This window comes from Elioraea tepidiphila DSM 17972, assembly GCF_000378465.1.
Taxonomy (GTDB): Bacteria; Pseudomonadota; Alphaproteobacteria; order Acetobacterales; family Acetobacteraceae; genus Elioraea; species Elioraea tepidiphila.
The window spans coordinates 1-26,150 of record NZ_KB899928.1 but is presented as its reverse complement, the minus strand read 5'-3'; the positions used below and the strand labels follow the sequence as shown (position 1 = coordinate 26,150).

Below are 26,150 nucleotides of genomic sequence, written 5' to 3'. Positions count from 1 at the left end.
GGATCACGAAGGCGGCTGCCGGCGCTGCCGATCGCTCAGAGCATCAGCGTCGCCGCCACGCCTGCGTGCGGCGCGTCAGCACCTGGTCGAGCCGGACATGCAGGCCCTTCACCGCAGCCGAGGTCAGCAGGATCACGGTCGCCATCGCGGCGGCGGCGCTGGCGAATCCCGCCTCATCCATCTGCACCACCGCGACCGAGGCGGGCATCGTGTGCGGCGAATAGAGGAACACCACCGCCGACACCGTCGTCATCGCATTCACGAACAGATAGATCGCAACATCGAGGATCACCGGCAGCGACATCGGCACCGTCACCACGGCGAAGGTGCGCCAGATCGGCACCTTCAGGCTCGCTGAGACCGACTCGAACTCGGGATCGAGGCTCTTCAACTGCGTCATGCTGGCCAGGTGCCCGACGGTATAGAAGTGAACGAGCGAATTGAGGACCAGGATGCCGAGCGTGCCGTAGAGGAACCCGAGCGGATTCCCCGGTGCATTGAAGAAGAAGATGTAGGCGATGCCGAGCACCAGCCCGGGCACGGCGAGCGGAATCACGGCGATGAAGCGCACGATGTCGCTCAATGGGCCAAGCACCCTGACCCGATCCATCGCATAGGCGAAGGCGAACACCAGCGGCGCGCCGATCAGCGCGGTCCAGAACGCCAGCTGCACGCTGTTGACCCAGCTGCCCCAGCCGGCGCTGATGAAGTTGCCGAAGGCGTAGTTGTTCAGGGTCAGCGAGAGGTTCCAGGGCCAGAACGTGATCAGGCTGCCCCAGGCGGCGATGCCGACAAGGCTCAGCAGCAGGGCCGAGACCAGCACGCAGAACGCGAACAATGGCCAGTCGCGCTCCGGCCGCTGCTTCGGGACATAGGGCACAGCGCGCGCACCGACCACGGCGACCTGGCGACGCTGCGCCCACTGATCGGCGCCGAAGGCAAGGATCGCGGGGATCATCAGCACCACGCCAACCACGGCGCCCATCTGGAAGTTCTGCTGCCCGACGACCTGTTTGTAGACCTCGGTCGCAAGCACGCTGAACGAGCCGCCGATCACCTTGGGGATGCCGAAATCGGTGATCACCAGCGTGAACACGACGAAGCTGGCCGAAACCATGCCGTAGCGCGCGGTCGGCAGGGTGACCGTGCGCATCACCCGGATACGCGAGGCGCGAAGCGCCTCGGCCGCCTCGTAAAGCCGCGCGTCGGTGCCGGAGAGCGCGGTCGCCAGGATCAGCAGAGCATGCGGGAAGGTGTAGAACACCTGCGAGATGATGATGCCGAGCGGTCCGTAGATGGTGCCGCCGAACAGCCAGGAGCGCAGGAATCCCTGATTGCCGAAGAGATAGATGAGCGCCAATGCAGGCAGGAGGCTGGGCGCCAGGATCGGGATCAGCGCGATGGCGCGGAACAGCCCCCTGCCCGGCATCGCGCTGCGCGTGAGCGCATAGGCGAACACGAACGCCGCTGGCACGACGATCACCATGGTCAGGCCCGCCGTCCAGAGGCTGTTCCATAGGCTGCCCGCAAGAGCTGGGGTCTCGATGTACCGAACATAGTTGGCGAGGCCGACGAACCGCCCCTGCTGGTCCTCGAAACTCTTGAGGAACAGCGTGCCGAGCGGCAGCACGAGGGCGACGGCGAGGAACAGTCCCGCGAGCACGACCCCTGCGGCGAGCAGCCGGTCATCGCCGGACCAGACGCGCCGGACCGGCAGGGCCGCGGCCACCGCCATCAGGCGTCCCGGGGGAACAGCAAGACCCGGTCGGGCGGCACGACCACCTCGATCGCGGCGCCGGGGCGCAGTTGCAGCCGGCGCAGGGCCGTGTCCTGCACCTCCACGACAAGCGGCAGGCCCTGAGCGTCCAGGGCAGCGCGGGCAATGGAGCCGAGATACTCGATGCCGCGCACGGTCGCGGTGAGGCGCGTGCCGGCATGCGTGCCGTCGTCGGGCAGCAGATCCTCCGGCCGCAGGCAGATCTGAACCGGCGTACCTGGGGTCAGGTGGTTGCCCGCATCGGCGGCGATGCGCACCTCGCCGACGCGGATTGTGCCGCGCTCACCGACCACACCGGGCAGCGCGTTCATCCGCCCGACGAACCCCGCAACGAACAGAGTTTCGGGATGGCGATAGACGGCGTCCGGCGGGCCGACCTGCTCGATCCGTCCGCGGTTCATCACCACCACGCGGTCGGCGATGGAGAGCGCCTCCTCCTGGTCGTGCGTGACCATGATGGTGGTGATGCCGAGACGCCGTTGCAGCGCCTTGATCTCCTCGCGCAGATGCGCGCGCACCAGGGCATCGAGGGCCGAGAGCGGCTCGTCGAGCAGCAGCAGTCCGGGATCCATCGCGATCGCGCGCACGAGCGCGACTCGCTGCTGCTGACCACCCGAGAGCTGCGCAGGATACTTCCAGGCCTGGTCGGCGAGCCCGACCAGTGCGAGGAGCTCCCGCACACGCGCTTCGATCTCGTTGCGCTTGCGGCCGAGCGAAACCAGGCCGTAGCCGATATTCGCGCTCACCGTCATGTTCGGGAACAATGCGTAGGACTGGAACACGATGCCGAAATCACGCGCCGAGGGCGGCAGGGCGGAAATGTCGCGCCCGGCCTGCACGATGCGCCCCTCATCCTGCGGATCGAGCCCCGCGATCGCACGCAGAAGCGTGGTCTTGCCGCAACCGGAGGGGCCGAGGAAGCAGACGAACTCGCCGCGGCCGACGGTGAGAGACACATCGTCGAGCGCCACGAAGGCACCGAACCGCTTGGTGACCCGTTCAACGGTCAGATAGGGCTCGGCCGCCGCGGTGCTTCCGGCGGCCGGGATGGCGATCTGCGGGGCGACAGGCGTATCCACGCGCGTCAGTTGCGCGGTGCGGACTTGCCGTCGAAGCGCCGGCCCCATTCGGCGAGGATGCGGTCGCGATTGGCGGCGACCGCGGCGAAGTCGACATCCGCGAGGCGCTGCGAGAACTCCGGCGGATAGTTCTGCACCGTCGGCTGCACATCGGCGCGGCCGAGCAGCGCGTAGTAGCGGCCGTAGAGCTCCATCGCCTCCTTCGAGACCGCGAAGTCCATCAGCCGCTTGGCGGCGTCGAGGTTGCGCGTGCCACGATGGATCGCCGCGGCCTCGAGATCGAATCCCACGCCGTCGGACGGCACGATGATGTCGATCGGCGCGCCCTGGTTCCTGAGTGCCACCGCGCGCATGTCGAAGGTGATGCCGATCGCGTACTCGCCGCGTGCGGCGTTATTGCAGGGCGCGCTGCCGGAATGGGTGTAGACGGCGATGTTGTCGTGCAGCCGCGTCATGAAGTCCCAGGCCGGCGCCTCGCCCTTGGTGCCGAGCCAGCCGGCGACCGTCAGCAGCCCGGTGCCGGAGGAGGCCGGGTTCGGCATCGCGATCAGGCCGCGATAGGCGGGGTTGAGCAGATCGTTCCAGGTCGCGGGCCTGGGCAGGTTGCGCTGCTGCGCGACCACGGTGTTGAAGCAGACCGCGGCCACGAACGCATCGAGGCCGACCCAGGTCATGGGGTTGCGGTCGCTGCGGAACTGCGGCCGCAGCGCCTCGGCATCCTTCGGCGTATAGGGCTCGAGCATGTTTTCGGCCTCGAGCCGGATCAGGCTGAACGCGGAGAGACCCCAGATCACGTCGGCGCGCGGGTTGTCCTTCTCGGCCAGCAGGCGCGTGGTGACGATGCCGGTGCTGTCACGCACCCACACCACCTCGATCCCCGGCACCGCACGCTCGGCCGCCTGCTTGAACACCGGGAGCTGATCGTTCTCGAAGGCGGTGTAGACGGTCAGCCGCGTCCGCTGCGCCTCGGCCGAGGCAGTGAAGGCGAGCATGCAGGCAGCGGCAAGCAGCAGTCGGCGCATGTGACGGTCCCCAGCGTTGATCGTTGCCGATCCGACGAGGTCCCCGCCCCGCCGGTGCCGGAACATCCCATGCGCCTCGCGACAGAAGCGTGACGGTTGTGTTGCCGTTCAGTGACGTTCACGCGGCGCGCAGCGCCGCCCGCAGATGCGGCCGCCAGCGCGAGAGCGGGGGCGTGGCCAGCCCCACCACCTTGGCGGCATCGTCCCAGCGGCGCAGGGCCACGGCTTCGGCGGCACCGGGCAGCGCGCGGAAGGTGGTGATCTCCTCGGCGCTCATCGGCCCCCCCTGCAACGCGAGGCTCCGCACCGACGCAGGCGAGAGCGTTGCGGCGTAATCGGGTTCGGTGGCGACCAGGTAACGCTTCGCCGCGACATGCAGGCGCGCCGGCGCGACCGCCACGGGCAGGAAATGCCGCGCGAGCCACGCCGCGCCGACATCCTCGTGGTGGCCGTCGATCCCATGCTCGGCGATGTCCTGCGGCAGGCCGTGCAGCAGATGGCCGATATCGTGCATCAGCGCAGCGGCGATCAGCACGGCCGGTGCCCCCTCGCACTCCGCGAGCCACGCCGCCTGGAGGGCGTGCTCGCGCTGGCTCACGCCTTCGCCGTAATGGGCGGCCCCCGCCTCGCCGCCGAGCACGTCCAGAACCGCCTCCACGATCGCGCTCATGGCGTCTCTCCCCGTTCCAGCCGCGACTCGATCTCCGGCAGAAGCTGGGGCAGATCGGCCACCGAGTCGATCACCCAATGCGCGCCGGCGGCACGCAGGACAGACGACGCACGCGCGCGGATCGGGTGACGCGCCGACTCGTCGAGTGCGGCGAGTTCCTCGGCCGAGAGACCCGTCTCGTTGCCGGTCAGCGCCACGCCGACCGTCCAGGTGCCGGCCGCGAGTCCCTCGGCGATGCCCGGCGCGGTGTCATCCACCTTCACCACGGCCTCGGGCGGAAATACGCCGAGATCGGCAAAGCAGCGATACATCATCAGCGGTGTCGGCCGGCCGGCGGCGAGGTCGCCGGCGCAGACGAGGCAGTCGGGTGCATAGCCGTGCGCGGCAGCGAGCGGCGCCAGCTCCCGCAGGATCGGGCGGGTGTAGCCGGTGGTGCTGCCGATCGCGAGGCCGCGCGCGCGACAGGCGGCGACCGCCGCGACCGCACCGGGGATCATGTCGGCATGATCGCGGACGGCAGCGACCGTCATCGGCTCGAACACCGAGAAGATGCGGTCGGCATCACCGGGACCAAAGGCGTGGCCGTGCCGGGCCTGCCACGCTGCGGAGACGTGCGCCAGCCGGCCGACCGCCATGATGTGATCCCATTTCGGCAGCCCCATCGGGCCGCGCGCATCCGCGATCGAGATCGCGACACCGAACTCGGCGAAGGCGCGTACGAAGGCTCCCATCGGGGCACGGCTGCCGTGATCGATCACAGTGCCGGCCCAATCGAACACCACGGCCCGGAGCGGGCCGCGATAGGCCGGGCGGGTCATGCCGGCACCGTCGCAAGGCCGAAGGAGGCAAGCGTTTCCTCGGCGAGTGCGAAGGCCGTGCTCATGCCGGTGCCCGAGGTGACCATGACGACGCGACTCTCCGGTGTCGGTGCGGCGATGAACGCGGGCACCGCGGCGGAGGGATACTCGCCGACCCAGCGCTCGATCACCCTTGGCGCGGTGGGAAACTGCAGCACCGCGCGGGCCTCTTCAAGGATCAGGGCCTCGGTTTCCGCGGCCAGGAACGGATCGGGCGTGTCGCCGTAGTGATGCGAATCGCCAACGACGAGCGTGCCGTCGGCCGACTGCACGACGATCAGGTGGACGCCGTGCGCGAGTTGCCCGGACTGCTCGGCGTCAAGGCGCGTCCGCAGGACTGGCAGCGACGACGCGCCCGCATAGCCGAGATAGCGCACGAGCCCGAGGTCGCTCATCACCGCCGCCGGCAGCCGCCAGCCCGGGTCGGAGAGGCGCAGCATCGACAGCTTGCAACGGACCGGACGATGCGCGGCGATCGCCTCGGGGAACAGCGACAGGAAGTCATTGCCCGGGCAGACGACGACACGGTCCGCCGGGATCGGGCCGCGGGTCGTATCCACGCGGCCAGGCTCCACCGCCCGCACATGCGTCCGCCAGAGAAAGCGGACGCCGTGATGCGCCTCCAGCCAAGCGGCCAGGCGGGGCAGGGCCTCGCGCGGCTCGACGCGCAGTTCGTGCGGCGAGTACAGCGCCGCCGCCAGGCCGTGCCGCAACGGCGGTGGAAGCTCTTCCGGTGCCAGCACCCGACAACCCTCCCCCATCGGCCCACGGGCGAACTCCTCGATCACCGCGCGCGCCTCCGGCCGACGGGCAGCCATCAACAGCCCACGATGCAGCACCGGAATGCCGGCGGCTTCCGAGACCTCGGCCCAGATCTCGCGCGACCGCCGGGCCCGCCGCCACGTGTCACCGGCCTGCTGGCCGGTGACCGTGACGAAGCCGAAATTCCGGATCGAGGCGCCATTGGCGCGCGCCTCGCGGTCGATGACCGTGACCGCAAGCCCCGCACGCGCGGCCGCCAGCGCGTGCGCAAGGCCGACGATGCCGGCACCGACGACGACGAACTGCATCAACCGAGGCGGTCGATGAGACCGAGCGGTCGCACAGGCCTCACGCGGCCTGCGGGCGCATCCTCCGCACCTCGTCGTCCGGCGGCAGGTAGTTGGCGCCGTCGGCGTAGCGCCAGTCCACCATCGTGCCCTTGTTGTTGCGCAACGCCGTCTTGCCGACGAAGGCGCCGAGCGTGGACTGGTGGTCGATCCCCCGGAACACGCAGCGCCCGAAGGGCGAGCCGAAGGGCAGATCCCTCATCGCCGCCACCATCCGCTCGGTCTCGGTCGATCCCGCCCGCTTGATGCACTCGGCGATCGCCGTGATCGTGTCGTAGCCCACGACGGTGCCGAGCCGCGGATAGTCGTTGAAGCGGCGCTGATAGGCGGTGCGGAACGCCACGTGCTCCGGTGTGTTGACCTGGTCCCACGGATAGCCGGTGACGATCCAGCCCTCCGGCGTCTCGTCCGCCAGCGGATCGAGATACTCGGGCTCGCCGGTCAGCAGGCTGACCACGCTGCGCCGCTCGAACAGCCCGCGCGTATTGCCCTGCCGCACGAAGTTCGTCAGGTCCGGACCGAAGGTGACGTTGTAGATGGCCTCGGGCCGCGCCTGTGCCAGCGCGGTCACGGTCGCGCCGGCGTCGATCCGCCCGAGCGCGGGCCACTGTTCGGCGACGAACTCCACATCCGGTCGCTTCGCCGACAACAGCTGCTTGAACCACTTCACCGCCGACTGGCCGTACTCATAGTTGGGGGAGACCGTGACCCAGCGCTTCGCCGGCAGCTTGGCCGCCTCCTCGACCAGCATCGCCGCCTGCATGTAGGTGCTGGGACGCAACCGGAACGTGTAGGCGTTGCCCTTCTCCCAGACGAGCTGGTCGGTCAACGGCTCGGAGGCGACGAACAGACGCCGACGCTGCGCGGCGAAATCCGCGACCGCGAGTCCGACATGGCTGAAGAACGTCCCCGCGATCAGATCGACCCGCTCATTGTCGAGCAGTTCACCCGCGAGACGCACAGCGTCCTGCGGCCGCCCGGCATCGTCGCGCCACACGACCTCCAGCGGCCGGCCGAGCACGCCACCTGCCGCGTTGATCTCCTCGACGCGAAGCTGCCAACCGTTGCGGTAAGGCAAGGTGAAGGCGGGCAAGGCGGTGTAGCTGTTGATCTCGCCGATGCGGATCGGCTGGGTGCCCTGCGCGCGGATCAGCGCGGGCGCGGCGAGCGCGCCCGCGGTACCGAGCAGCACGGACCGTCGGGTGGTTCGCGTCATCGGTGTCCCTCCTGTGTCCTCTTCCCCGTTGGCGGCGGCACTCTAGCGCACTCCGTCACGCGGTTCGATCTCCACCGACATCGCGCTGACCGGCGCGGTCACAGGTGCCGCCCCCTCAGCGCAGAGCCGATGCCGGACGATCGCAGCGCGGCGGCCGCAGGGCTGCAGGCAGGCGCGAGGGCGGCCGAGCCGTCGACGCGCGCAGCATCACGGGTGCCTCCAGCACGGTTCCGAGCAGAGGTGCCGGGCCGATGGCGGCCGCAGCGAGATACTCCGCGGCCCGCTGCCCCATCTCCGCCGCCGGAACCCGCACGGTGGTGAGAGGCGGTTCGGCATAGGCGGCGAAATCGAGGTCATCGAAGCCGGTGATCGAGAGGTCGCGCGGCACCGAAAGGCCAAGTGCCCGCGCACCGGCAAGCGCGCCGAGCGCCAGATGATCGTTTCCGCAGACGATCGCGGTCGGCGGGTCCGGCAAGGAGAGCAGCGCCAGGGCTGCGGCATGCCCGTCCGGAACGGTGTAGGGGCGCTCGGAGAGATAGGGTGGTGCGAGGGTGAGGCCGGACGCTGCGAGTGCGGCGCGGACGCCCGCGACCCGCGCCGCGGCGCGGTCATTGCCGACGGTCGGCCCGGCCACCATGGCGATGCGGCGATGGCCGAGTTCGAGCAGATGCGCGACGATGCGGCGCGCAGCGGCAGCATTGTCGAAGCCGATGCAGGGCACGGGAATGTCCGCGGCCGCGCTCGTCCAGGTCACGACCGCGGGCACGGCGGGCGCGCGGCGGCCAAGCAATGCCCACACCGCCGGCGGGTGCTCGGCGCCGACCAGCATCAGGCCGTCGATGCCCCGCTCGAGCAGCAGCCGCACCTCGCGGGTCTCGCGCGCGGCGTCGTATCCGGCCGAGGCGACCAGGAGCGCGAAGCCGTGCGCATCGAGCCGTTGTTGCAACGCATCGATGCAGACGGCGAACACCTGGTTGTCGAGCGTCGGCACGATCGCACCGATGGCGCGGCTGCGCCCGGAGGCAAGCGCGCGCGCCGCGCCGTAGGCGACATAGCCGAGCCGCTCGGCGGTGGTGAGCACGCGCGCGCGCAATGCGGCGGTGACGAGATCGGGCCGGTTGAACACGCGGCTGACCGTGGCCACGGAGACGCCGGCGGCCTGGGCAACGTCGCGGATCGTCACGGCGGCATCGCGCATCCAGGAATTGTAATCGATTTCATCGCCTCTGGCGAGAAAACACTCCGGTCTGAAGCCAGTGTTGGCGTTCATTCGGTGTTGACAGAAGCCTATCCACCACCGAAGAATGTAACCGCTTTCAGAATGCCGGCCCAAAAAAAGGGCCGGCGGGGAGGGAACGAACCGGTGCACGGCCTGCCACAGGCAGAACCGACCAACGCCACCATCCGCCCCGGTGCGGCCGCGCGGCGTTCGCCCGGATGGCGGATCAGCCGTCGCGTCCGGATCGGGCTCGCGAGCCTGATCGGCACCTTCGCGCTCTGGTGGCTGCTGACCGACATCACCGGCGTGATCGGCCCGCACCGCTTCCCCGCACCCGCGGAGTTCTGGGCCGCCTTCGTGCAGATCGCAATCGACGGCTACGCGGGCGGCACGCTCATCACCCAGGCCTGGTACAGCACCCGCCTCGTCATCATGGGCTTCCTGGTCGCGATCGCGACGGGGGTGCCGCTCGGCCTGCTGATGGGCGTCTCGCACCGCGCGGAGGCGCTGCTGAACCCCGCCTTCCTGCTGGTCCGCCCGATCCCGCCGCTTGCCTGGATCCCGCTCGCGATCGTCTGGCTCGGCCTCGGCGATGCGGCGAAGATCCTGGTGATCTGGTTCGCTGCCTTCGTGCCCTCCGTGATCAATACCTGGACCGGCGTACGCGGCGTCGACCGCACACTGATCGCCGCCGCGCGGGTGCATGGCGCGGGCGAACTCCGCCTGCTGTGGGAGGTGATCATCCCGGGCAGCCTGCCGATGATGTTCACGGGGCTCCGGCTCTCGCTCCAGGCGTCGTGGACCACGCTGGTCGCCGCCGAGCTCGTCGGTGCCTTTTTCGGCCTCGGCCGTGTGCTCGATGCCGCCTATCGCGACATCAACCCGCCGATGATCGCGGTGGCGATGCTCGCGGTCGGCGTGCTCGGCGCGCTCACCACCCGCCTCGTCGCGGTTGCCGAACGGAGGCTGATTCCGTGGCGTTCATGACGATCGCCGACCGCGCGCCGCACCCGCGCGAGCTCATGCTGCTCTCGGTCGCCGGCGCCGTGCTGTTCTTCGGCGGCTGGCAGCTGCTCGCGATGTCGGGCGCGGTCTCGCCACAGACCCTGCCCTCGCCGATCGCCGTGATCGGCACCGCGTGGCAGCTCGCCTTCGAGCCCTTCGCCGGCCACACCCTGCTCCAGCACATCGTCGCGAGCCTCGGCCGCTTCGCCATGGGCTTCGGCCTCGCCGCCGCGATCGGCGTGCCGCTCGGCCTCGCGATGGGCCGGTTCCGGCTGCTCGACGACATCGTCTCGCCGATCTTCGAGGCGCTGCGCTTCATCGCCCCGCTCGCCTGGGTGCCGTTCGCGGCCCTGTGGTTCGGCACCGGCATCGGCGGGCCGGTGATGGTGATCTTCGCCGGCGCCTTCCCGCCCTGCCTCATCAACGCCTATCGCGGCGCCAAGCTGGTGGAGGTGCGGCTCGTCGAGGCGGCGCAGACGCTCGGCGCGGGGGGCTTCCGCATCATGGCCGAGGTGCTGCTGCCCGGCGCGCTGCCGTCGATCGTCGCGGGCCTCCGTGTCTCCGCCGGGCTCGCCTGGCAGTCGCTGGTCGGCGCCGAGCTGATCGTCGCCTCGGCGGGCATCGGCTACGTGATGGTGCAGGCGCAGAGCAATCTCGCCCCCGCCATCGTCATGGCGGGCATGCTTTCGGTCGGCGTGATCGGGCTCGCGATCGACGTCGCCCTGCGCCGCGCCGAGCGGCTCGTGAAGTCCCGCTGGGGCCAGGCCTGAGGGGGGGCGCATGAAGGATATCCGCTTCGACAACGTGACGAAATCGTTCCCGACCCGCTCGGGCACGCCGTTCGTCGCGATCCGCGATGTCAGCCTGGCGGTCGCCGAGCGCGAGTTCGTCGCCGTCGTGGGGCCATCGGGAAGCGGCAAGACCACGCTGATGCGCATGGCCGCGGGGCTCGATCATCCGAGCGAAGGGAGCGTGCGGGTCGGTGGGCGCGAAGTCACGGCCCCCGGCCCCGACCGCGCGGTGGTGTTCCAGCAATTCGCGCTGTTTCCGTGGAAGACCGTGCGCGAGAACATCGCCTTCGGGCTGCGCTGCAAGGGCGTGCCGCGCGCGCGCCAGGACGAGATCGTCGCGCACTACCTGAAGCTGATGTCGATGGAAGGGACCGAGGACCGCTTCCCGCACCAGCTCTCGGGCGGGATGCAGCAGCGCGTGGCGATCGCGCGCTCCTACGCGATCGAGCCCGACGTGCTGCTGATGGACGAGCCCTTCGGCGCGCTCGATGCGCAGACGCGCACGGTCATGCAGGAGGAGCTCGTGCGGCTTACACGCAAGGAGCCGCGCACGGTGCTGTTCATCACCCATGCGGTGGACGAGGCCGTGTATCTCGCCGACCGCGTCGTGGTGCTCGCGCGCGATCCCGGACGGCTGCGCGAGATCATCGACATCCGGCCGACCCGCGAGGCCGAGGACTGGGATTCCCGCCCGATCGACCAGGTGATGGACCTGGCGTCGTTCACCCATCTGCGCACCCAGGTCTGGCGCCTGCTGCGCGACCAGATCCGCCCCGACGACTGAACCGCCAACACCGACAGGGAGAGAAACCATGATCCGCCGAACGCTTCTGGCCGCGACCGCGGCGACCCTTCTTGCCGCCCCGCCCGCCCCGGTCGCGGCGCAGGCGACCGCGCCGATCAAGGTGTCCTACCAGCCCTCGCTCTACTGGGCCGTGCCGTTCTTCATCGCATCCGAAAAGGGATGGTGGCGCGAGGTCGGGCTCGCGCCGGAGTTCTCGACCTTCGCGGCCGGGGCGCCGCAGGTCGCGGCCCTCGCCGCGCGCGCGTGGGATGCGGGCGGCACCGGCTCCGCCCCGGCCGTGCTCGGTGCGCAGCGTTTCGGTATGCTTACGATCGGCATCACCAACGACGAGAGCCGCGGCAACGCGCTGGTCGCCCGCCGCGCGGACCTCGAGCGCATCCGTGCCAACCCCCAGGTGCTCAGGGGCCAGCAGATCCTGCTCACCACCAACAGCACGGGCGAGTACGCCGCCCTCGCCTGCCTCCAGTCCTGGGGCCTGACGCGCCGCGACGTCACGCTGGTCAATCTCGGCCAGGCGCAGATCATCTCCGCCTTCACCGCCGGCAATGGGCTGCTCGCCGGGGTCTGGGCGCCCAACATCTACACGCTGCAGGAGCGCGCCCAGGGCGAGGTCATCTGCGACGGCAAGCAGGCCGGCGCGACCGTGCCCGGCGCGATCGTCGCGCGCGCCGACTGGGTGCGCGAGCATCCCGACCGTGCGGCCGCCTTCCTCGCGGTCTATCTGCGGTCGATCGCGTGGCAGCGCGCCAATCGCGACGAGACGATCGCGCTGATGCGTCGGTTCTACGTGCAGGGCGGTGTGACGCTCGACGACCGCTATCTCGCCACCGAGATCGACACCCGGCCGACCTTCACGCTCGAGGAACAGCTCCGGCTGTTCGATCGTGCCGGTGGCCGTTCGACGGTGGATGGCTGGCTCACCAGCCTCGGCGAGTATCTCGTCTCGACCGGCACACTCCAGCAGGCACCGGAGCCCGCAAGCTTCGTCACCGACGAGGTGCTGAAGCGGATCGCGGCCGATGCGCGGCTGCGTGCCTTCGCCGAGAACCGCTGAGGCGAGGGAAGGTCCGAACCATGGCGGCGACCTGGCTGAAGCGCGCGGCCAAGACCGCGGCGAGCAACGAGGAGGTGGCACGCACGGTCGCCGCCGAGATCATCGCCACGGTCGAGGCGGGCGGCGAGGCGGCCGCGCGCGACTACGCACGCCGGCTGGACGCCTGGGACGGACCGATCGTTGTGCCGGCGGAGGAGGCGGCGCAGGTCGCCGCTTCCGTTCCGGCCGAAACGCGCGCGGATATCGATGCCGCGATCGCGCATGTGCGGCGCTTTGCGGAAGCGCAGCGCGACAGCATTCGCGACTTCGCGATCGAGGTCGCGCCGGGAGTGCGCGCCGGGCAACGGCTCGTCCCCGTCTCCTGTGTGGGCGCCTATGTGCCGACCGGGCGCTATGCCCATATCGCGAGCGCCTACATGGGCATCGCCACGGCCAAGGCAGCGGGTGTGGCGCATGTGGTCGCAGCCTCGGCGCCCTATCGCGGCGGGCCGATCCATCCGCTGGTGCTCTATGCCATGCATCGGGCGGGTGCCGATACGATCCTCACCCTCGGCGGGGCGCAGGCGATCGCCTCGCTCGCCTTCGGGCTGTTCTCGGGACGACGTGCCGACGTGATCGTCGGCCCCGGCAACAAGTTCGTCGCGGAAGCCAAACGGCTTCTGTTCGGCCGGGTCGGCATCGACGTGTTCGCCGGACCTTCCGAGATCGCGATCATCGCCGATGCGACCGCGGATGCCGAGGTCGTCGCTGCCGATCTCGTCGGCCAGGCCGAGCACGGCCACGAGAGCCCGGCCTGGCTGATCGCGCTCGATCGCGGCCTTGCCGAGCGCGTGATGGCGCGCGTGCCGGAACTGATCGCCGCGTTGCCCCCCACCGCGCGCGAGGCGGCGGCAGCAGCCTGGCGCGACTACGGTGAGGTCGTGGTCTGCGACGACCGCGAGGAGGCGGCGCAGATCTCCGACGACTACGCGAGCGAGCACCTTGAGGTGCAGTGCGCGGATCTCGACTGGTGGCGCGACCGGCTGGTGAACTACGGCAGCCTGTTCCTGGGCGAGGAGACCACCGTCGCGTTCGGCGACAAGTGCAGCGGGCCGAACCATGTGCTGCCCACCAAGGCGGCTGCGCGCTACTCGGCCGGGCTCTCGGTGCACAAGTTCCTCAAGCCGCTCACCTGGCAGGAGGCAACGCGCGAGGGCGCGAAGCGGCTGGCCGAGTTGACGTCCCGCATCTCGCGGCTCGAGGGCATGGAGGCGCATGCGCGCACGGCCGATCTTCGGCTCGCCAAGTATTTCCCCGGCCACAACCTCCCGCTTGGCCGGCCGGTCGAGGTCTGAGACCGTCGTGGCGGTGCTGGACCGGTTTCGGTTGGATGGACGCGTCGCACTCGTCACCGGCGGCGGTTCCGGCATCGGCCGCGCGATCGCCGAGGCCTTGCACGAGGCGGGCGCTGCCGTGGTGCTGGTCGGGCGGCGCGAGGACGTGCTGGCCGAGGCGGCAGAGGCACTCGGCGGCCGCGCCGCCGCCGTTGCAGGCGATGTCGCCGATCGGCGGGGGCTCACAACGCTCGCCGCGGATGCCGTCGCGCCTTTTGGTCCGCCGGACATCGTCGTCCACGCCGCCGGTCTCAACGCGCGTCAGTCCTGGGATCAGGTCACGGCGGAGGCCTGGGACGCGCAGCTCGAGTCCATGCTCGCTGCGCCGTTCTTCCTGTCGCGGCATCTGCTGCCGGCGATGCGGGAGCGCGGCTGGGGCCGTATCCTGACGATCGCCTCGCTCCAGTCGGTGCGCGCGATGCCGGACAGCATCCCCTACGGCGCGGCAAAGGGTGGCGTGGCGCAGCTCACGCGTGCCATGGCCGAGGCCTGGGGTCGGTTCGGCGTCACCTGCAACGCCATCGCGCCGGGCTTCTTCCCGACGGCGCTGACCGGCCCGGTATTCGCCGATGCCGACCGGGCGGATCGTCTCGCCGCGGCAACCTGCCTGGGCCGCAACGGGAAATTGGACGATCTGAAAGGCGCGGCCATCTTCCTCTGCTCGCCGGCCTCCGACTACATCACCGGACAGGTGCTGTTCGTCGATGGTGGCTTCACCGCGAAATGAACGGGCGATCGATGAGGGCCTTGGTCTATCTCGGTGCGGACTCCCTGGCGCTGCGCGAGGTGCCGGAGGCGACGGCGAGCGCTGCCGCCGACAGGATCGTGCAGGTGGATGCGGCCGGGATTTGCGGCAGCGACCTGCACGCCTATCACGGCCACGATCCGCGCCGGGTTCCGCCCTTGATCCTCGGCCACGAGGCGGTCGGTCGCCTGCCCGATGGGCGCCGCGTCGTCATCAACCCGCTGATCCCCTGCGGCCGCTGCGCGCGCTGCGCCGAGGGGAGGACACATCTCTGCCCCGAGCGCAGGATGCTCGGGATGCAGTTCCCTGGCTGCTTCGCCGAGAGTGTGGCCGTGCCGGAGACGAACCTGATCGCGGTGCCGGACCACGCCTCCGACATTGCCGCAGCACTCACCGAGCCTGCCGCCTGCGTGCTGCATGCGCTGCATCTGTCCGCGCGCGCCCTCGCTCGCCCGATCGCCGAAGCGCGCACGCTGGTGATCGGCGGCGGCGCGATCGGGCTGCTCGCCGCGCTCTATCTGCGCGCCTGGGGCGTGCGCGGAATACGGCTGGCCGAGACCGGTGCAGGACGGCGCGCCACGGTCCTTCGCGCCGAGGCCGCCGATCCGTTCGATCCACGGACCGCGCCGCCGGAGGACGGCAGCTTCGATCTCGTGTTCGATGCGGTGGGCAGTACGGTCACGCGCCGCATGGCAAGTGCCGCCGTCGCATCAGGCGGGGTGCTGCTGCATATCGGACTCCAGGACAACGAGGGTGGCTTCGATGCGCGGCGCATGACGCTCCAGGAGGTCGCCGTGCTCGGCAGCTACTGCTACACGCGCGCCGACCTGGTCGCGGCCCTCACCGCGCTGGCCGATGGCACGCTTGGCGACCTCGCCTGGGTGGACGAACGGCCGCTTTCCGACGGCGCGGCTGCCTTCGCAGAGCTCGCCTCGGGACGCGCATCGGCGCCCAAGATCCTGCTCCGCCCGCATTCATGACCCGCGGTCGTGACGGTTCGATGGGCACCACCTGAAGCCTGCGATGAGCGTTGCAGCGTGAACGACGGCCCCGGGTTCCATGTTCTGCGTCGTGGATCTCGGCTGAATCACCTCGGCACGCTGCGACCGACACCGGCCACCGCTCCAGAACACATCCGGACCATGCGCAACGTGCCGTCTGTCCTGAAGCCGGCATCGGATCAGCGCTCGACCGTCACGGCGCCTGCGTTGCCGCCTGCGCAGCCTCCTCCGCCTCGGCAAGCCCGATGAGATAGTCGAGTGCGTTGCCGACATCCGCCTCCATGCTGCGCCGTGCCGAGGCCGCGTCGTGGCGCGCGAGCGCACGGATGGTCGCCGCCCGCAACGTGCCGCGTTCGGTCTGCGTGTAGCCCGGGAACAGGCGCGTCGCCTGCGGAGCCGCACGCAGCCACAGCCCCTCGATCATCCGCACCAGCGCCGGCATGCGCGAGGCGCGGTAGATCGCGAAATGCAGCCGGTTGATCCAGGGCATCATCGCCTTCCAGTCGCCAGCCGGACGCAGCGCGACGATCTCGGCATCGTAGCGCTTCACCTCGGCCAGTTCCGCGGGCGTGATCAGCCCGGCCGCGCGCTCGGTCGCGAGGCCCTCCAGGGCGACGCGGATGTCGCGCAACTCCCGCAACTCCTCCGCCGACAGCCGGGGCACGCGCATCCACTTGTTCGGCTCGGCCTCGATCGCCCCCTCGGCCGCAAGCCGGCCGACCGCCTCGCGGATCGGCGTCGGCGAGACGCCGAACGCGGCGGCCAGACCTCGGATGGTCAAATGCTCGCCCGGATCGAATCGTCCCGTCATCAGCGCCTCGCGCAGCCGCGCATAGGCGTGATCGCGCAGCGTCGTGTGCTCGACCGCGGTGAAGACCGCATAGGCGCGCCGGCTCATGCGGCATCCTTGCGGAGAATGTGGGAGAGGAACTCGCGCGCACGGTCGGTCGCCGGGGCGGCGAAGAAGCGCTCGGGGGGCGCGTCCTGCAGCACGCGGCCGAAATCCATGAACAGGATGCGATGCGCGACCTCGCGCGCAAACCCCATCTCATGCGTGACGACGATCATGGTCATGCCGGTATCCGCCAGTTCGACCATCACGTCCAGCACCTCGCGGATCATTTCCGGGTCGAGCGCCGAGGTCGGCTCGTCGAACAGCATCACCTGCGGGCGCATCGCCAGCGCGCGCGCGATCGCCACGCGCTGCTGCTGCCCGCCGGAGAGCTGGGCCGGGTATTTGTGCGCCTGTTCCGGGATACGCACCCGTTCGAGCAGCGCCATCGCGCTTGCGCGCGCCTCGGCCTTGCCGATGCCGAGCGCGAGCTCCGGCCCGACCGTGCAGTTCTCGAGCGCAGTCAGATGCGGGAACAGGTTGAACTGCTGGAACACCATCGCGACGCGCTTGCGCACGGCGGGCAGCGTGCCGGCGGCACGGCTGACCTCGATCCCGTCCACGACGATGCGACCCTCGTCATGATCCACGAGGCCGTTGATGCAGGAGACAAGCGTGGATTTGCCCGACCCGGAAGGCCCGCAGACGACGATGCGTTCGCCACGCGCAACTTCCAGCGAGACGCGATCGAGCACCGTGAGCGGGCCGTAGCGCTTGTTCACCGCGCGCATGGTGACGACCGGGCTCATCGCTCGCCGAGTCCGAGCCGGCGCTCGAGCCCGCGGCTGTAGGCCGACATCACCGCGCAGATCGCGAGATAGATCAACGCCACGAACAGATAGGGTTCGATGTAGAGGCCCCACCACTTGGCCTCGGCAGTCGAGGCATTGGCCGCGCCGAGCAGGTCGATCATCGAGATGATGACGACCAGCGAAGTGTCCTTGAACGCGGCGATGAAGATGTTGACCAGCGAGGGGATCACGGTGCGCAGCGCCTGCGGCAGGATGATGCGCCGCTGCGCCTGCCAGTAGGTGAGCCCGAGGCTCTCGCAGGCGGCGTACTGGCCGCGCGGGATCGCCTGCAATCCGCCGCGGATCGCCTCGGCCATGTAGGCGGCGAAGAACAGCGCGAACGCGATCTGCGCGCGCAGCAGCACGTCCATGGTCCAGTCGGGCGGCACGAAATAGGGAAACAGCACCGAGGCGAGGAACAGCAGCGCGACCAGCGGTACGCCGCGGAAGAACTCGATGAAGCCGGTGCAGATCGCGCGGATCACGGGCATGTCCGACCGGCGTCCGAGTGCGAGCAGGATCGCCAGCACGAAGGCGCCCGACACACCGACCGAGGCGAGGATCATGGTCAGGGGCAGCCCGCCCCAGAGCCGCGACGGGACGGCCGGAAGGCCGAGCACGCCACCCCAGAGTAGCGCGGCGATCGCCGCGATCGTCACGGGCCACGCGATCCCGAGTGCGAGGCGGCTGCGCCGCTCCGCCCAGAGCGCCGGCGCCAGCGACGCGCCGAGCAGCAGCGCGAACAGCACCATCGCAAGCGCCGGCCGCCACTGCTGTGCGTAGGGATACGGACCGAACAGGATCAGCCGCCAGCGATCGGCCAGGAACGCCCAGCACATCCCGCCGGTGCGCGCGCACTGCTCGGCGGTCTCCGCCTCCCATACGCCGCGGACGATCGCCCAGTCCCACATCGCGATGCCGATGCGGATCAGCAACCACACGAGCAGCAGCGTCACGAGCGCGTTCGGCCAGGTGTCGAACAGCCCGGCGGCGAAACCGAAGCGTCGGCGCGCAAGCACCGGCGGCGGCCGGGGCAGCGAGGCGGCCGCGGCGAGACCGGCTGCCATCAGCCCCGCCGCCGCATGAGGTAGCGGTTGTACAGGTTCATCAGGAACGCCGTGAACAGCGACAGCGAGAGATAGACCAGCAGCAGGATGGTGATGCATTCGATCGCCCGACCCGTGTCGGCGATCGTCACCTGCGAGACGCGTACCAGATCCGGATAGCCGATCGCCACGGCGAGTGAGGAGTTCTTGGTGAGGCTCAGATACTGGCTGGTCACCGGCGGCACGATGATCCAGAGCGCCTGCGGGAAGACGACCCGGCGAAGCTGCTGCAGCCGACTGAGCCCGAGCGAGGCAGCGGCCTCGACCTGTCCCTTCGGCACGCCGAGGATCCCTGAGCGGATCGTCTCGGCCATGAAGCCGGCCTGATAGACGACCAGGGCGAGCAGCAGCGCGACGAACTCCGGACTCACCGCGATGCTGCCCTGGAAGTTGAAGCCGCGCAGCGCGGGCACGCTTCCGTGGAGCGGCTCGGCCGCTGCGGCAAACAGGACCGCGGGTGCGCCAAGCGCCAGCAGCAGCGGTGCGCCCGTGCGGAGTGCCGGACCGTCGCCGCGCGCAAGCGCCAACCGTCTCAGCATCACCGCTGCTAGAATCGCGACAGCCAGGGCCGCGAGCGCGAGTCCCATGGCGGGCTGCCAGTACAGGGCGGGGAACACCAAACCCCGGTTGGACAGGAACGTTCCAGGCAGCAGCTCCCACGCCTGGCGAGGTGCGGGCAGGGTCCGGATCGTCAGCTGGTGCCAGAACAGAAGCTGGAGCAGCAGCGGCGTGTTGCGCACCGCCTCGATCCAGATCCAGGCGAGGCGCGAGAGCAGCCGGTTCCGCGACAGGCGTGCGAGCGCCAGCAGCGTCGCGACCATGGTGGTGAGCACGATCCCCAGTACGGCGACCAGGACCGTGTTGGCCAGCCCCGCCAGGAACGCCGTGAGGAAGGTGTCGCCCGGACGGTAGCCGATCAGGTTCTCGCCGAACTCGAAGCTCGCTCGCCCGGCGAGGAAGCCGAAATCGATGTCGAGACCGCGACGGGCAACGTTGCCGGCGATGTTGCCGGCAACCCACAGCAGGGCGGCGAGCACGGCCGCCGCGGCGAGTGCCTGCCAGACGGCAGCGCGCACGCCGGGGCGAAGCCAGAGCGTCGCAAGCCCGCTCATCGCGCGAGCGCGCGCCGAGCGGGCTTCGGCGACATCACCGCCAGGTGGGGGACCATTGCAGCCCGCCGTCGAAGGCGAGCGCGTTCAGCCCGCGCGGCAGCTTGATCACCGACTGCGCGCCGTAGTGGCGGTCGAAGATCTCGCCGTAGTTGCCGACCGCGGCGATCACCTTCTGCGTCCAGTCATTGGCGAGTCCCATCTTGATGCCGATCTCGCCCTCCACGCCGAGGAAGCGCCGGATCGCAGGATCGCGGCTCTCCGATGCCATCCTGGCGACGTTCTCGCGGGTGATGCCCATCTCCTCGGCGTTCACCAGCGCGAAGTGCACCCAGCGCGCGACGTGGCTGTAGGCGCGGTCGTCATCGCGCACCACCGGACCCATGTGCGACTTGGCGAACATCTCCGGCAGGATCAGGTGGTCGGCCGGGTTGCGCAGCCGCGACCGGCGCATCCCGAGGAACGGCACCTCGGAGGTCACCACGTCGCAGCGCCCCTCCTCGTAGAGCGCGTACATCTGCGTCGTGTTCTCGATCGCCACGGGCCGGAAGGTCATGTTCCGCGCGCGGAAGTAGTCCGAGATCAAGGTGTCGGTGATGCCACCCGCCACCAGGCAGATCGTCGCCCCGTTCAGGTCGGCGAGCTTGGTCGCGCCTGAACGCTTGTGCACCATGAAGGCGTGGCCGGAGTAGAGGGTCGGCCCGACGAAATCGAGGCCGAGCTCCGTGTCACGCTGGATCGTGTAGGTGAGCGCCAGCGCGATCATGTCCACCTCGCCCGATTTCAGCGCCGGGATGCCCTGGGCGAGCGTCATGGTGCGGAACTCGACCTTGCTGCCGTCACCGAGCACCGCGGCCGCCATGGCCCGGCAGTAGTCGACGTCGAAGCCCACCCGGTTGCCCTGGGCATCGAGCGCCGAGAGCCCCGGGACGTTCTCGTACACGCCGCAGCGGAACACGCCACGGTCGCGGATCGTCTTGAGCTGGTCGGGTGCGGCCTGGGCCATCGCGTCCCCGGCCGCGCCGAGGCCAAGCAGTGCGGCCGCGGCCAATGCGGTCCTGCGCAACATCTCCGTTCTCCCTCTCCCGTTGGGTTCTTGTCAGTAGGTCTGTCCGGCAGGCTGGGCCGCGCGCGCGCGCGCGCCAGCCTCGCGAACCTCGGCGACCGATGCCGCGAGATCGGCGAGATAGAGCTCCGCCGTCTCGGCATGCACCGGGTTGAGATGCAGATGAATGCCCGGCGGCTCGGCCTGGCGTCCGACAAACCAGTCCCGCCGCGTCATCGCCTCGGCGACCAGGCCGATATCGAGTGCAGGATCGGTCGAGCGATAGACGAAGATGCAGAGCTCATGCGGCTCCAGCACCGCAAGGCCCGGGATCGCGTTGATCCCGCGCGTCAGCGTCTCCACCGTATCCATGATCACGCGCGCCCAGTGCGTGTAGCCGTCCTGGCCGAGATAGTTCATCACCGCCCAGGCGGCCGCGACCGCGCCCCCGGCGCGCGTACCTTGCACCGTGTTCGAAGCGTAGGTACCCCGCTCCCAGCCGCTGAAGGTGAAGGTCTGGTGCTGTTGCAGCGCACGGTCACGCAGCAGCATCAGCGATGCGCCCTTGGGCGCGTAGCCATACTTGTGCAGATCGGCGGAGATCGAGGTGACGCCGGGGATGACGAAGTCGAAGTCGGGAATGTCGTAGCCGAGCCGCCGCACGAACGGGGCGAGGAAGCCACCGACGCAGGCATCGACATGCATCCAGAGCCCCCGCTCCTCCGCGAGGGCCGCGATCTCGCGGATCGGGTCGAACACACCGAAGGGGTAGTTCGGCGCGCTGCCCAGCAGCAGGATCGTATCGCGGTCGATGCGCTCGGCCATGGCCGCGACATCCGCCCGGAAGTCGTTGCGCGTGGTCGGCACGCGGATCGCGCGCACGCCGAAATACTCGGCCGCACGGTCGAACGCCGGGTGCGCCGTGCGCGGCAGCACCATGTTCGGTTCGGTGATGCCCTTGGTGGCGCGCGCCCAGTCACGCGCGGTCTTGATCGCGAGCAGGATGCTCTCGGTGCCGCCCGAGGTGAAGGTCGCGGTGGCCTCGGGCGGAGCGTGCAGCAGGTCGAGGCCCATTGCGATCACCTCGTCCTCCAGCTTCTTCATGCTGGGAAACGCGCGCTGGCCCATCGCGTTCTCGGTCCAGTAGCTGAGATAGGCCTCCTGCTGGACGCGCTTCACCTCCTCGTTGAGATAGTAGAAGTAGAGCGCCATCCTCCCCTCGCGCCACGAGAAGTCGTCCTTCTTCGCGGCCTCGAGCTCGGCCTTGAGATCCTCCCACGGTCGGCCCGTCGCGGGGATGGAGCGTCTCGGGCCTGCGGTCATGCGGAGGTCTCCTGCTGGGTTCGGGAAAGCATGGCGGCGAGAAACGGCATCGCGGCCGGGATCAGCGCGAGGTGGTCATGTCCGGCACCGGGAACGAGCTCGTGGTGCACGGTCACGCCGGCACGGCGCAGGCTGGCGGCGAGCGCAGTGGCGCGTTCGAGTCGCGTGCGACCGGCGTCATTGATCCCGGGCATCCAGTCATGGGCACCTTCGCGGATCGTGATCTCGGCCGGATCGTCATCGAGCGCACCGACCACGATCTGCACGGGCACGCGCGCGATCGCGCCGCGGTCGATCGCATCGGTTCCGAACGCCTCCGCCATGCCGCCCGTGCCGACCCACCACGGGAGCCGATCGTCGAGCAGGGTCACGAGGCCCGGCGCCGCGAGCGAAACCGCCCGCAGCCGATTCGGATGGAGGTAGAGGAAACGGTGCGTGAACTGCGCCCCGCCGGAGAAACCGAACATGGTGAACGGCACGCCGTTGCCCTCCAGCCGGTACTTGGCCGCGACCTCGGCGATCATCGCGAATAGCAGGTGATCGCAGGCAAAGTCCTTGAAGCGGAGGAACTTGTAGGCATCGAGGTCGTCGGGAATCGCGAGCCCACCGGGAAAGACCGGCGCCAGGACGATCGCGCCGGTCGCCTCGACCAGGTTCCGGAACGGTTCGGCGTGATCCTCGCGCATGGAGCCATGCAGCGACACGAGCAAAGGATGGCGCGACGTGCCTGCCGGCTTGTAGTCCGCCGGTACGCACAGCCGGTAGCCGACGCGCGGCTCGGCCTGCGACGCCCAATAGGGCGTGACGCCCGTGTCATACCGCGCGATGAACCGTGGTCGCCGCGCATGCGCCAGCATCGGCGTCAGGCCGTCGGGCGCATCTTCGTTGCCAGCGTGAACCCGTCCACCCGCGGCTGATAGACGACGTTGGCCCGGCTGGCCCAGAGGTTCATGGTCCAATGGGTCGGAATCACGGCGACGTCGGCCATGGCGAGCGCGGTCGCCTCGCGGATGAGCCGCTCGCGTTCCCCATCGTCCAGCGTCTCCAGCGCCGCGTGGATGCGCCGATCGACCTCGGGATTGGAGTACCGGCCGCGATTGCCCCGCCCCATACCCTTGGCATCGTCATAGGTGGCGAGCGCGGTGCGGATCGTCGTCACTCCGCCCGACGAACCCGCGCCCCAGGAGTTGAAGAAGAAGCTGAACTCGAGACGGTTGACGCGCGGGAAGAACGCGGTGGAGAGCATCGCGTCCACCTCGGCGCGCACACCGATGCGCGCGAACATCTGCGCGAGCGCCTGGAGCACCTTCTCGTCGTTGACGAGCCGGTCGGAGGTGCCGTGGATGGTCATGCGGAAGCCGTTCGGATACCCGGCCTCGGCGAGCAGGCGCCGCGCCCGGTCGGGATCGAACACCGGCGCCGGGATTGCGGGATCGTGGCCGAACACCCCGGCCGAGACCATCTGGTTGGCAGGGAAGGCGAGCCCCTCCATCACCCTGTTGCAGATCGCCTCGCGGTTGATCGCGAGGTTCAAGGCCTGGCGCACGCGCAGGTCGCGGAACGGGTTGGGAATCGGGCTGCCGTCATGGCCGGTCACGCCGACGGCGCGATCGCGGTGGAAGTCGAAGCCGAAATAGACGATGCGGTTGCCCACGCTCTCCCACACGCGGATCGCCGGGTTGGCGCGCAGCGCCGGGATGTCCACCGGCGGCGGCTGCTCGATCAGGTCGACATCGCCCGAGAGCAGCGCGGCAACGCGCGAGCCGGTGGCCGTGATCGGGCGGAAGACGACGCGCTTGTAGGGGGGCGGCCCGGCCCAATGATGCGGGTTCGCCTCCAGCACGATGCGCTGGCCGCGCGCATACTCGACGACGCGATACGGCCCGGTGCCGATCGCCGCGGCCATGGTGTTGAATTCGGCGGTCTTCGTGCTCTCGAACCGCGCCGGCACGATCATCACCGCGCCCATGTAGTTGGGCATCAACGGGAAAGGTGCGGCCGTGCGCAGCACCAGCGTGTGGGCGTCCTCGGCCTCCATCGCGGTGATCTGCCGCAGATACGGCACGAAGGAGGACGGGCTGTTCTCCACCGTCGGAACACGGCGGAACGAGGCGATCACGTCGGCGGCCGTGAACGGCGCGCCGTCATGCCAGACGACACCCCGACGCAGCCGGAACTCCCAGGTGAGCGGATCGCGCGCGCGCCAGCTCTCCGCGAGTTCGGGGATCAGTTCCATCCGCGGCCCCTGCCCGACCAGGAACTCGTAGATGTGCCGCTGCAGGTTGATCGTCGGGTCGTGGTCCTGGAAATGGGGATCGAGCGAGGTCGGCTCTGCCGCCGCGGCGATGGTCAGCACGCGGGAAGGCGCGCCCTGCTGGGCGCGCAGGATCGCCGGCGCGGCGAGGACACCGCCGAGGGCTGCGATCGTTCCGCGCCCGAGGGAACGGCGCGACAGGGCGAGGGTGGAGCTCGGCGACTCGGGACGCTGCCTCATCGTGGACATCTCCATCTCCGGCGGCGCCGGATCGTTCTGGTTGCCCACGAGGTTAGGCGGTAATGTGATCACATGCAACACCAGACCGACGCCACCCAAGCCGCTGCGTTTAGCGATATCGGCAATCCCGACTCGCCCTTCTATCCGCGTCCGTTCAACCCCACGCCGCCCTATCCCCACGGTTTCCCGATCGAGGTCGCGCCGGTACCGATCGACCGCTGGGCCGAGGGCAATACCGGCATCCCGTATCTCTGGAGCTTCGAGGCGACGGAGCCAGGGCCCCACGTGGCCCTGGTCGCGCTCACCCATGGCGAGGAGATCTGCGGCAGCTACGCGCTCGATCTGCTCCTGCGCGAGCGTGTGCGGCCGCGGCGCGGACGGCTCTCGCTGCTGTTCAACAACTGGCGCGCCCATCAGCGGTGGGATCCGTTTGCGCCGAACCGGGCCTTCTATATCGACCACGACATGAATCGGATCTGGCAGCAGGCGCATCTGGATGCGGCGGAGGCGGGCGTCGAGCTGGATCGTGCGCGGGAGCTGCGCCACTTCATCGAAACGGTCGACGTCCTGCTCGACCTGCATTCGACGCAGCAGCCCTCGCCGCCGATGACGCTGCCAGGCTGGCCGCCGCGCAAGGTCGCCTTCGCGTGCGCGCTCGGCTGGCCCCCGCTCGTCATCCGCGACGACGGCGCCGGACGGCTGCGCGACTGGCGCGGGCTCGGCGCGGAAGATGGAACGAGGGTCGGTCTGGTGGTGGAATGCGGCCAACACTGGGTTGCGGAAACCGGGGCCAATGCGCTCCGGGCCGCTCTGCACCTGATGGCGCATGTGGGGACGATCGATGCCGGCACGGCGCACGCGTTCGGCATGTCGGTGCCGGTGGCGCCACCAAGAGTTCTGACGGTGACGCATACGTTCCGCGCTCGCTGTGCGGGCGCCGAACTCGAATCCGTGTGGCCGGATATCGTCGAGATCGCCGAAGCCGGCACCTATCTCGGCCATGACGGTGTCGGCGAGATCCGCACACCCTATCCCGCGGCCGTGCTTGTGATGCCGGTTACCAGGCCCAGGCCGGGCGCGGTCATGCTTCGCATCGCGCGGGACACAGGTTCGTAGCGCGGGGTCCTCGGCGGTGTGCGATCGAGGCTGACCAGGCTGGGGATCGGCGGCCCGACCGGCGCCGGCTGTGTGACACGGCAGCCGAACGCCGTATGCAGCCGATCGCCGCGCAGCGGGACCACGAGCCGCGCCCTCGTCTTTGGAGGCCTCAGCGGAACGGGTTTCATTGGCTGTGGTTGCAGCGAGGGAGGGTGGCGATTTCGGAGAGCGGGGTGCTGCGTGCCGTTCGGTGGGCTGATGGCGCGTCTCCGGGGGCAGCTCTGCTGTCAGGCGAGAGGCGTTCGGCACGGCGGAGGTTCATGGCGGTGCAGAGCAGGTGAAGATGGGCGCCGTTGCGAGCGAGGCCGCGATAGCGCACCCGACGCCAGCCATAGCTGCGCTTGAGCGTGCCGAAGCTGCGTTCGACCTGGGCGCGGATCGGCGCAAGCGCACGGTTCATCCAGCGTTGCCAGGGCGCGAGCGGACGCCGCGCATGGCCGCGGTGCATGATGCCATCGGCGATGCCGGCTTCGGCCAGCGCCTCGCGGCGGGCGGCGCTGTCGTAAGCT

25 protein-coding genes are annotated in these 26,150 nt (G+C 69.7%); 8 read left to right on the top strand and 17 right to left on the bottom strand.

Annotation, left to right across the window (positions count from 1 at the left end; all coding sequences use genetic code 11):
- Nucleotides 1–43: 43 nt before the first annotated feature.
- The 8 genes from F563_RS0114610 to F563_RS22740 form a co-directional block, all read right to left on the bottom strand.
- Nucleotides 44–1,735 (bottom strand): putative 2-aminoethylphosphonate ABC transporter permease subunit, encoded by a 1,692-nt coding sequence (locus tag F563_RS0114610; protein ID WP_019015424.1) that lies wholly within the window; start codon nucleotides 1,733–1,735, stop codon nucleotides 44–46.
- Complete coding sequence (locus tag F563_RS0114605; protein ID WP_035575360.1) at nucleotides 1,735–2,856, bottom strand: putative 2-aminoethylphosphonate ABC transporter ATP-binding protein; 1,122 nt, start codon at nucleotides 2,854–2,856, stop codon at nucleotides 1,735–1,737. Before F563_RS0114605 ends, F563_RS0114610 begins: the two co-directional genes overlap by 1 nt.
- Nucleotides 2,857–2,861: 5 nt before the next feature.
- Complete coding sequence (locus F563_RS0114600) at nucleotides 2,862–3,878, bottom strand: putative 2-aminoethylphosphonate ABC transporter substrate-binding protein (RefSeq protein WP_019015422.1); 1,017 nt, start codon at nucleotides 3,876–3,878, stop codon at nucleotides 2,862–2,864.
- A 118-nt stretch (nucleotides 3,879–3,996) separates the two neighbouring features.
- A complete protein-coding gene (locus tag F563_RS0114595) occupies nucleotides 3,997–4,548 on the bottom strand; it encodes an HD domain-containing protein (RefSeq protein WP_019015421.1) in 552 nt (183 codons plus the stop codon).
- The gene (phnX, locus tag F563_RS0114590; protein WP_019015420.1) at nucleotides 4,545–5,366 is read right to left on the bottom strand and encodes a phosphonoacetaldehyde hydrolase; all 822 of its coding nucleotides are present in this window, start codon (nucleotides 5,364–5,366) and stop codon (nucleotides 4,545–4,547) included. Before phnX ends, F563_RS0114595 begins: the two co-directional genes overlap by 4 nt.
- Nucleotides 5,363–6,475, bottom strand: coding sequence for a TIGR03364 family FAD-dependent oxidoreductase (locus F563_RS0114585; protein WP_019015419.1), 1,113 nt, complete (start codon nucleotides 6,473–6,475; stop codon nucleotides 5,363–5,365). The genes phnX and F563_RS0114585 overlap by 4 nt, the downstream gene beginning before the upstream one ends.
- A 40-nt stretch (nucleotides 6,476–6,515) precedes the next feature.
- Nucleotides 6,516–7,730 (bottom strand): ABC transporter substrate-binding protein, encoded by a 1,215-nt coding sequence (locus F563_RS0114580; RefSeq protein WP_019015418.1) that lies wholly within the window; start codon nucleotides 7,728–7,730, stop codon nucleotides 6,516–6,518.
- 115 nt (nucleotides 7,731–7,845) lie between these two features.
- Complete coding sequence (locus tag F563_RS22740; RefSeq protein ID WP_019015417.1) at nucleotides 7,846–8,928, bottom strand: LacI family DNA-binding transcriptional regulator; 1,083 nt, start codon at nucleotides 8,926–8,928, stop codon at nucleotides 7,846–7,848.
- 165 nt (nucleotides 8,929–9,093) lie between these two features.
- Between F563_RS22740 and F563_RS0114570 the strand changes: the two genes are divergently transcribed.
- Genes F563_RS0114570 through F563_RS0114540 form a run of 7 tightly spaced genes read left to right on the top strand, consistent with a single transcriptional unit; the run spans nucleotide 9,094 to nucleotide 15,702 of the window.
- The gene (locus F563_RS0114570) at nucleotides 9,094–9,936 is read left to right on the top strand and encodes an ABC transporter permease (protein WP_019015416.1); all 843 of its coding nucleotides are present in this window, start codon (nucleotides 9,094–9,096) and stop codon (nucleotides 9,934–9,936) included.
- Nucleotides 9,933–10,724: an ABC transporter permease gene (locus F563_RS0114565; RefSeq protein WP_026299608.1), complete on the top strand. Its 792-nt coding sequence runs from the start codon at nucleotides 9,933–9,935 to the stop codon at nucleotides 10,722–10,724. Before F563_RS0114570 ends, F563_RS0114565 begins: the two co-directional genes overlap by 4 nt.
- Nucleotides 10,725–10,734: 10 nt before the next feature.
- On the top strand, nucleotides 10,735–11,529 hold the full coding sequence (locus tag F563_RS0114560) for an ABC transporter ATP-binding protein (RefSeq protein ID WP_019015414.1): 795 nt from the start codon (nucleotides 10,735–10,737) through the stop codon (nucleotides 11,527–11,529).
- 28 nt (nucleotides 11,530–11,557) lie between these two features.
- A complete protein-coding gene (locus F563_RS0114555) occupies nucleotides 11,558–12,604 on the top strand; it encodes an ABC transporter substrate-binding protein (RefSeq protein ID WP_019015413.1) in 1,047 nt (348 codons plus the stop codon).
- Between the two features lie 20 nt (nucleotides 12,605–12,624).
- Nucleotides 12,625–13,938 carry a histidinol dehydrogenase gene (hisD, locus tag F563_RS0114550; protein WP_019015412.1) on the top strand — a complete coding sequence of 438 codons (1,314 nt, stop codon included), beginning with the start codon at nucleotides 12,625–12,627 and terminating at the stop codon, nucleotides 13,936–13,938.
- Nucleotides 13,939–13,945: 7 nt separating this feature from the next.
- A complete protein-coding gene (locus F563_RS0114545) occupies nucleotides 13,946–14,704 on the top strand; it encodes an SDR family NAD(P)-dependent oxidoreductase (RefSeq protein ID WP_019015411.1) in 759 nt (252 codons plus the stop codon).
- Between the two features lie 11 nt (nucleotides 14,705–14,715).
- Nucleotides 14,716–15,702: an alcohol dehydrogenase catalytic domain-containing protein gene (locus F563_RS0114540; protein ID WP_019015410.1), complete on the top strand. Its 987-nt coding sequence runs from the start codon at nucleotides 14,716–14,718 to the stop codon at nucleotides 15,700–15,702.
- 214 nt (nucleotides 15,703–15,916) lie between these two features.
- Here the strand turns inward: F563_RS0114540 and F563_RS22735 are convergent, their stop codons facing one another.
- Genes F563_RS22735 through F563_RS0114500 form a run of 8 tightly spaced genes read right to left on the bottom strand, consistent with a single transcriptional unit; the run spans nucleotide 15,917 to nucleotide 24,483 of the window.
- Nucleotides 15,917–16,621 (bottom strand): GntR family transcriptional regulator, encoded by a 705-nt coding sequence (locus F563_RS22735; RefSeq protein WP_019015409.1) that lies wholly within the window; start codon nucleotides 16,619–16,621, stop codon nucleotides 15,917–15,919.
- Entirely contained in the window at nucleotides 16,618–17,364 is a 747-nt protein-coding gene (locus tag F563_RS0114530; RefSeq protein WP_019015408.1) for an amino acid ABC transporter ATP-binding protein, read from the bottom strand. The genes F563_RS22735 and F563_RS0114530 overlap by 4 nt, the downstream gene beginning before the upstream one ends.
- Nucleotides 17,361–18,473 (bottom strand): amino acid ABC transporter permease, encoded by a 1,113-nt coding sequence (locus tag F563_RS0114525; protein ID WP_019015407.1) that lies wholly within the window; start codon nucleotides 18,471–18,473, stop codon nucleotides 17,361–17,363. The genes F563_RS0114530 and F563_RS0114525 overlap by 4 nt, the downstream gene beginning before the upstream one ends.
- Complete coding sequence (locus F563_RS0114520) at nucleotides 18,473–19,624, bottom strand: amino acid ABC transporter permease (RefSeq protein WP_019015406.1); 1,152 nt, start codon at nucleotides 19,622–19,624, stop codon at nucleotides 18,473–18,475. The genes F563_RS0114525 and F563_RS0114520 overlap by 1 nt, the downstream gene beginning before the upstream one ends.
- 34 nt (nucleotides 19,625–19,658) lie before the next feature.
- Nucleotides 19,659–20,690: an amino acid ABC transporter substrate-binding protein gene (locus F563_RS0114515; RefSeq protein ID WP_019015405.1), complete on the bottom strand. Its 1,032-nt coding sequence runs from the start codon at nucleotides 20,688–20,690 to the stop codon at nucleotides 19,659–19,661.
- Nucleotides 20,691–20,720: 30 nt separating this feature from the next.
- Complete coding sequence (locus F563_RS0114510; protein WP_019015404.1) at nucleotides 20,721–21,989, bottom strand: pyridoxal phosphate-dependent decarboxylase family protein; 1,269 nt, start codon at nucleotides 21,987–21,989, stop codon at nucleotides 20,721–20,723.
- Entirely contained in the window at nucleotides 21,986–22,846 is an 861-nt protein-coding gene (locus F563_RS0114505; RefSeq protein ID WP_019015403.1) for an alpha/beta hydrolase, read from the bottom strand. The genes F563_RS0114510 and F563_RS0114505 overlap by 4 nt, the downstream gene beginning before the upstream one ends.
- A 5-nt stretch (nucleotides 22,847–22,851) precedes the next feature.
- The gene (locus F563_RS0114500) at nucleotides 22,852–24,483 is read right to left on the bottom strand and encodes an ABC transporter substrate-binding protein (RefSeq protein WP_162140595.1); all 1,632 of its coding nucleotides are present in this window, start codon (nucleotides 24,481–24,483) and stop codon (nucleotides 22,852–22,854) included.
- A 285-nt stretch (nucleotides 24,484–24,768) separates the two neighbouring features.
- Here F563_RS0114500 and F563_RS22730 point away from each other — a divergent pair, with 285 nt between their 5' ends.
- Entirely contained in the window at nucleotides 24,769–25,599 is an 831-nt protein-coding gene (locus tag F563_RS22730) for a M14 family metallopeptidase (RefSeq protein WP_162140594.1), read from the top strand.
- Between the two features lie 166 nt (nucleotides 25,600–25,765).
- Here F563_RS22730 and F563_RS22725 read toward each other — a convergent pair.
- The coding region (locus F563_RS22725; RefSeq protein WP_019013729.1) for a transposase at nucleotides 25,766–26,150 on the bottom strand (385 nt) is incomplete at its 5' end.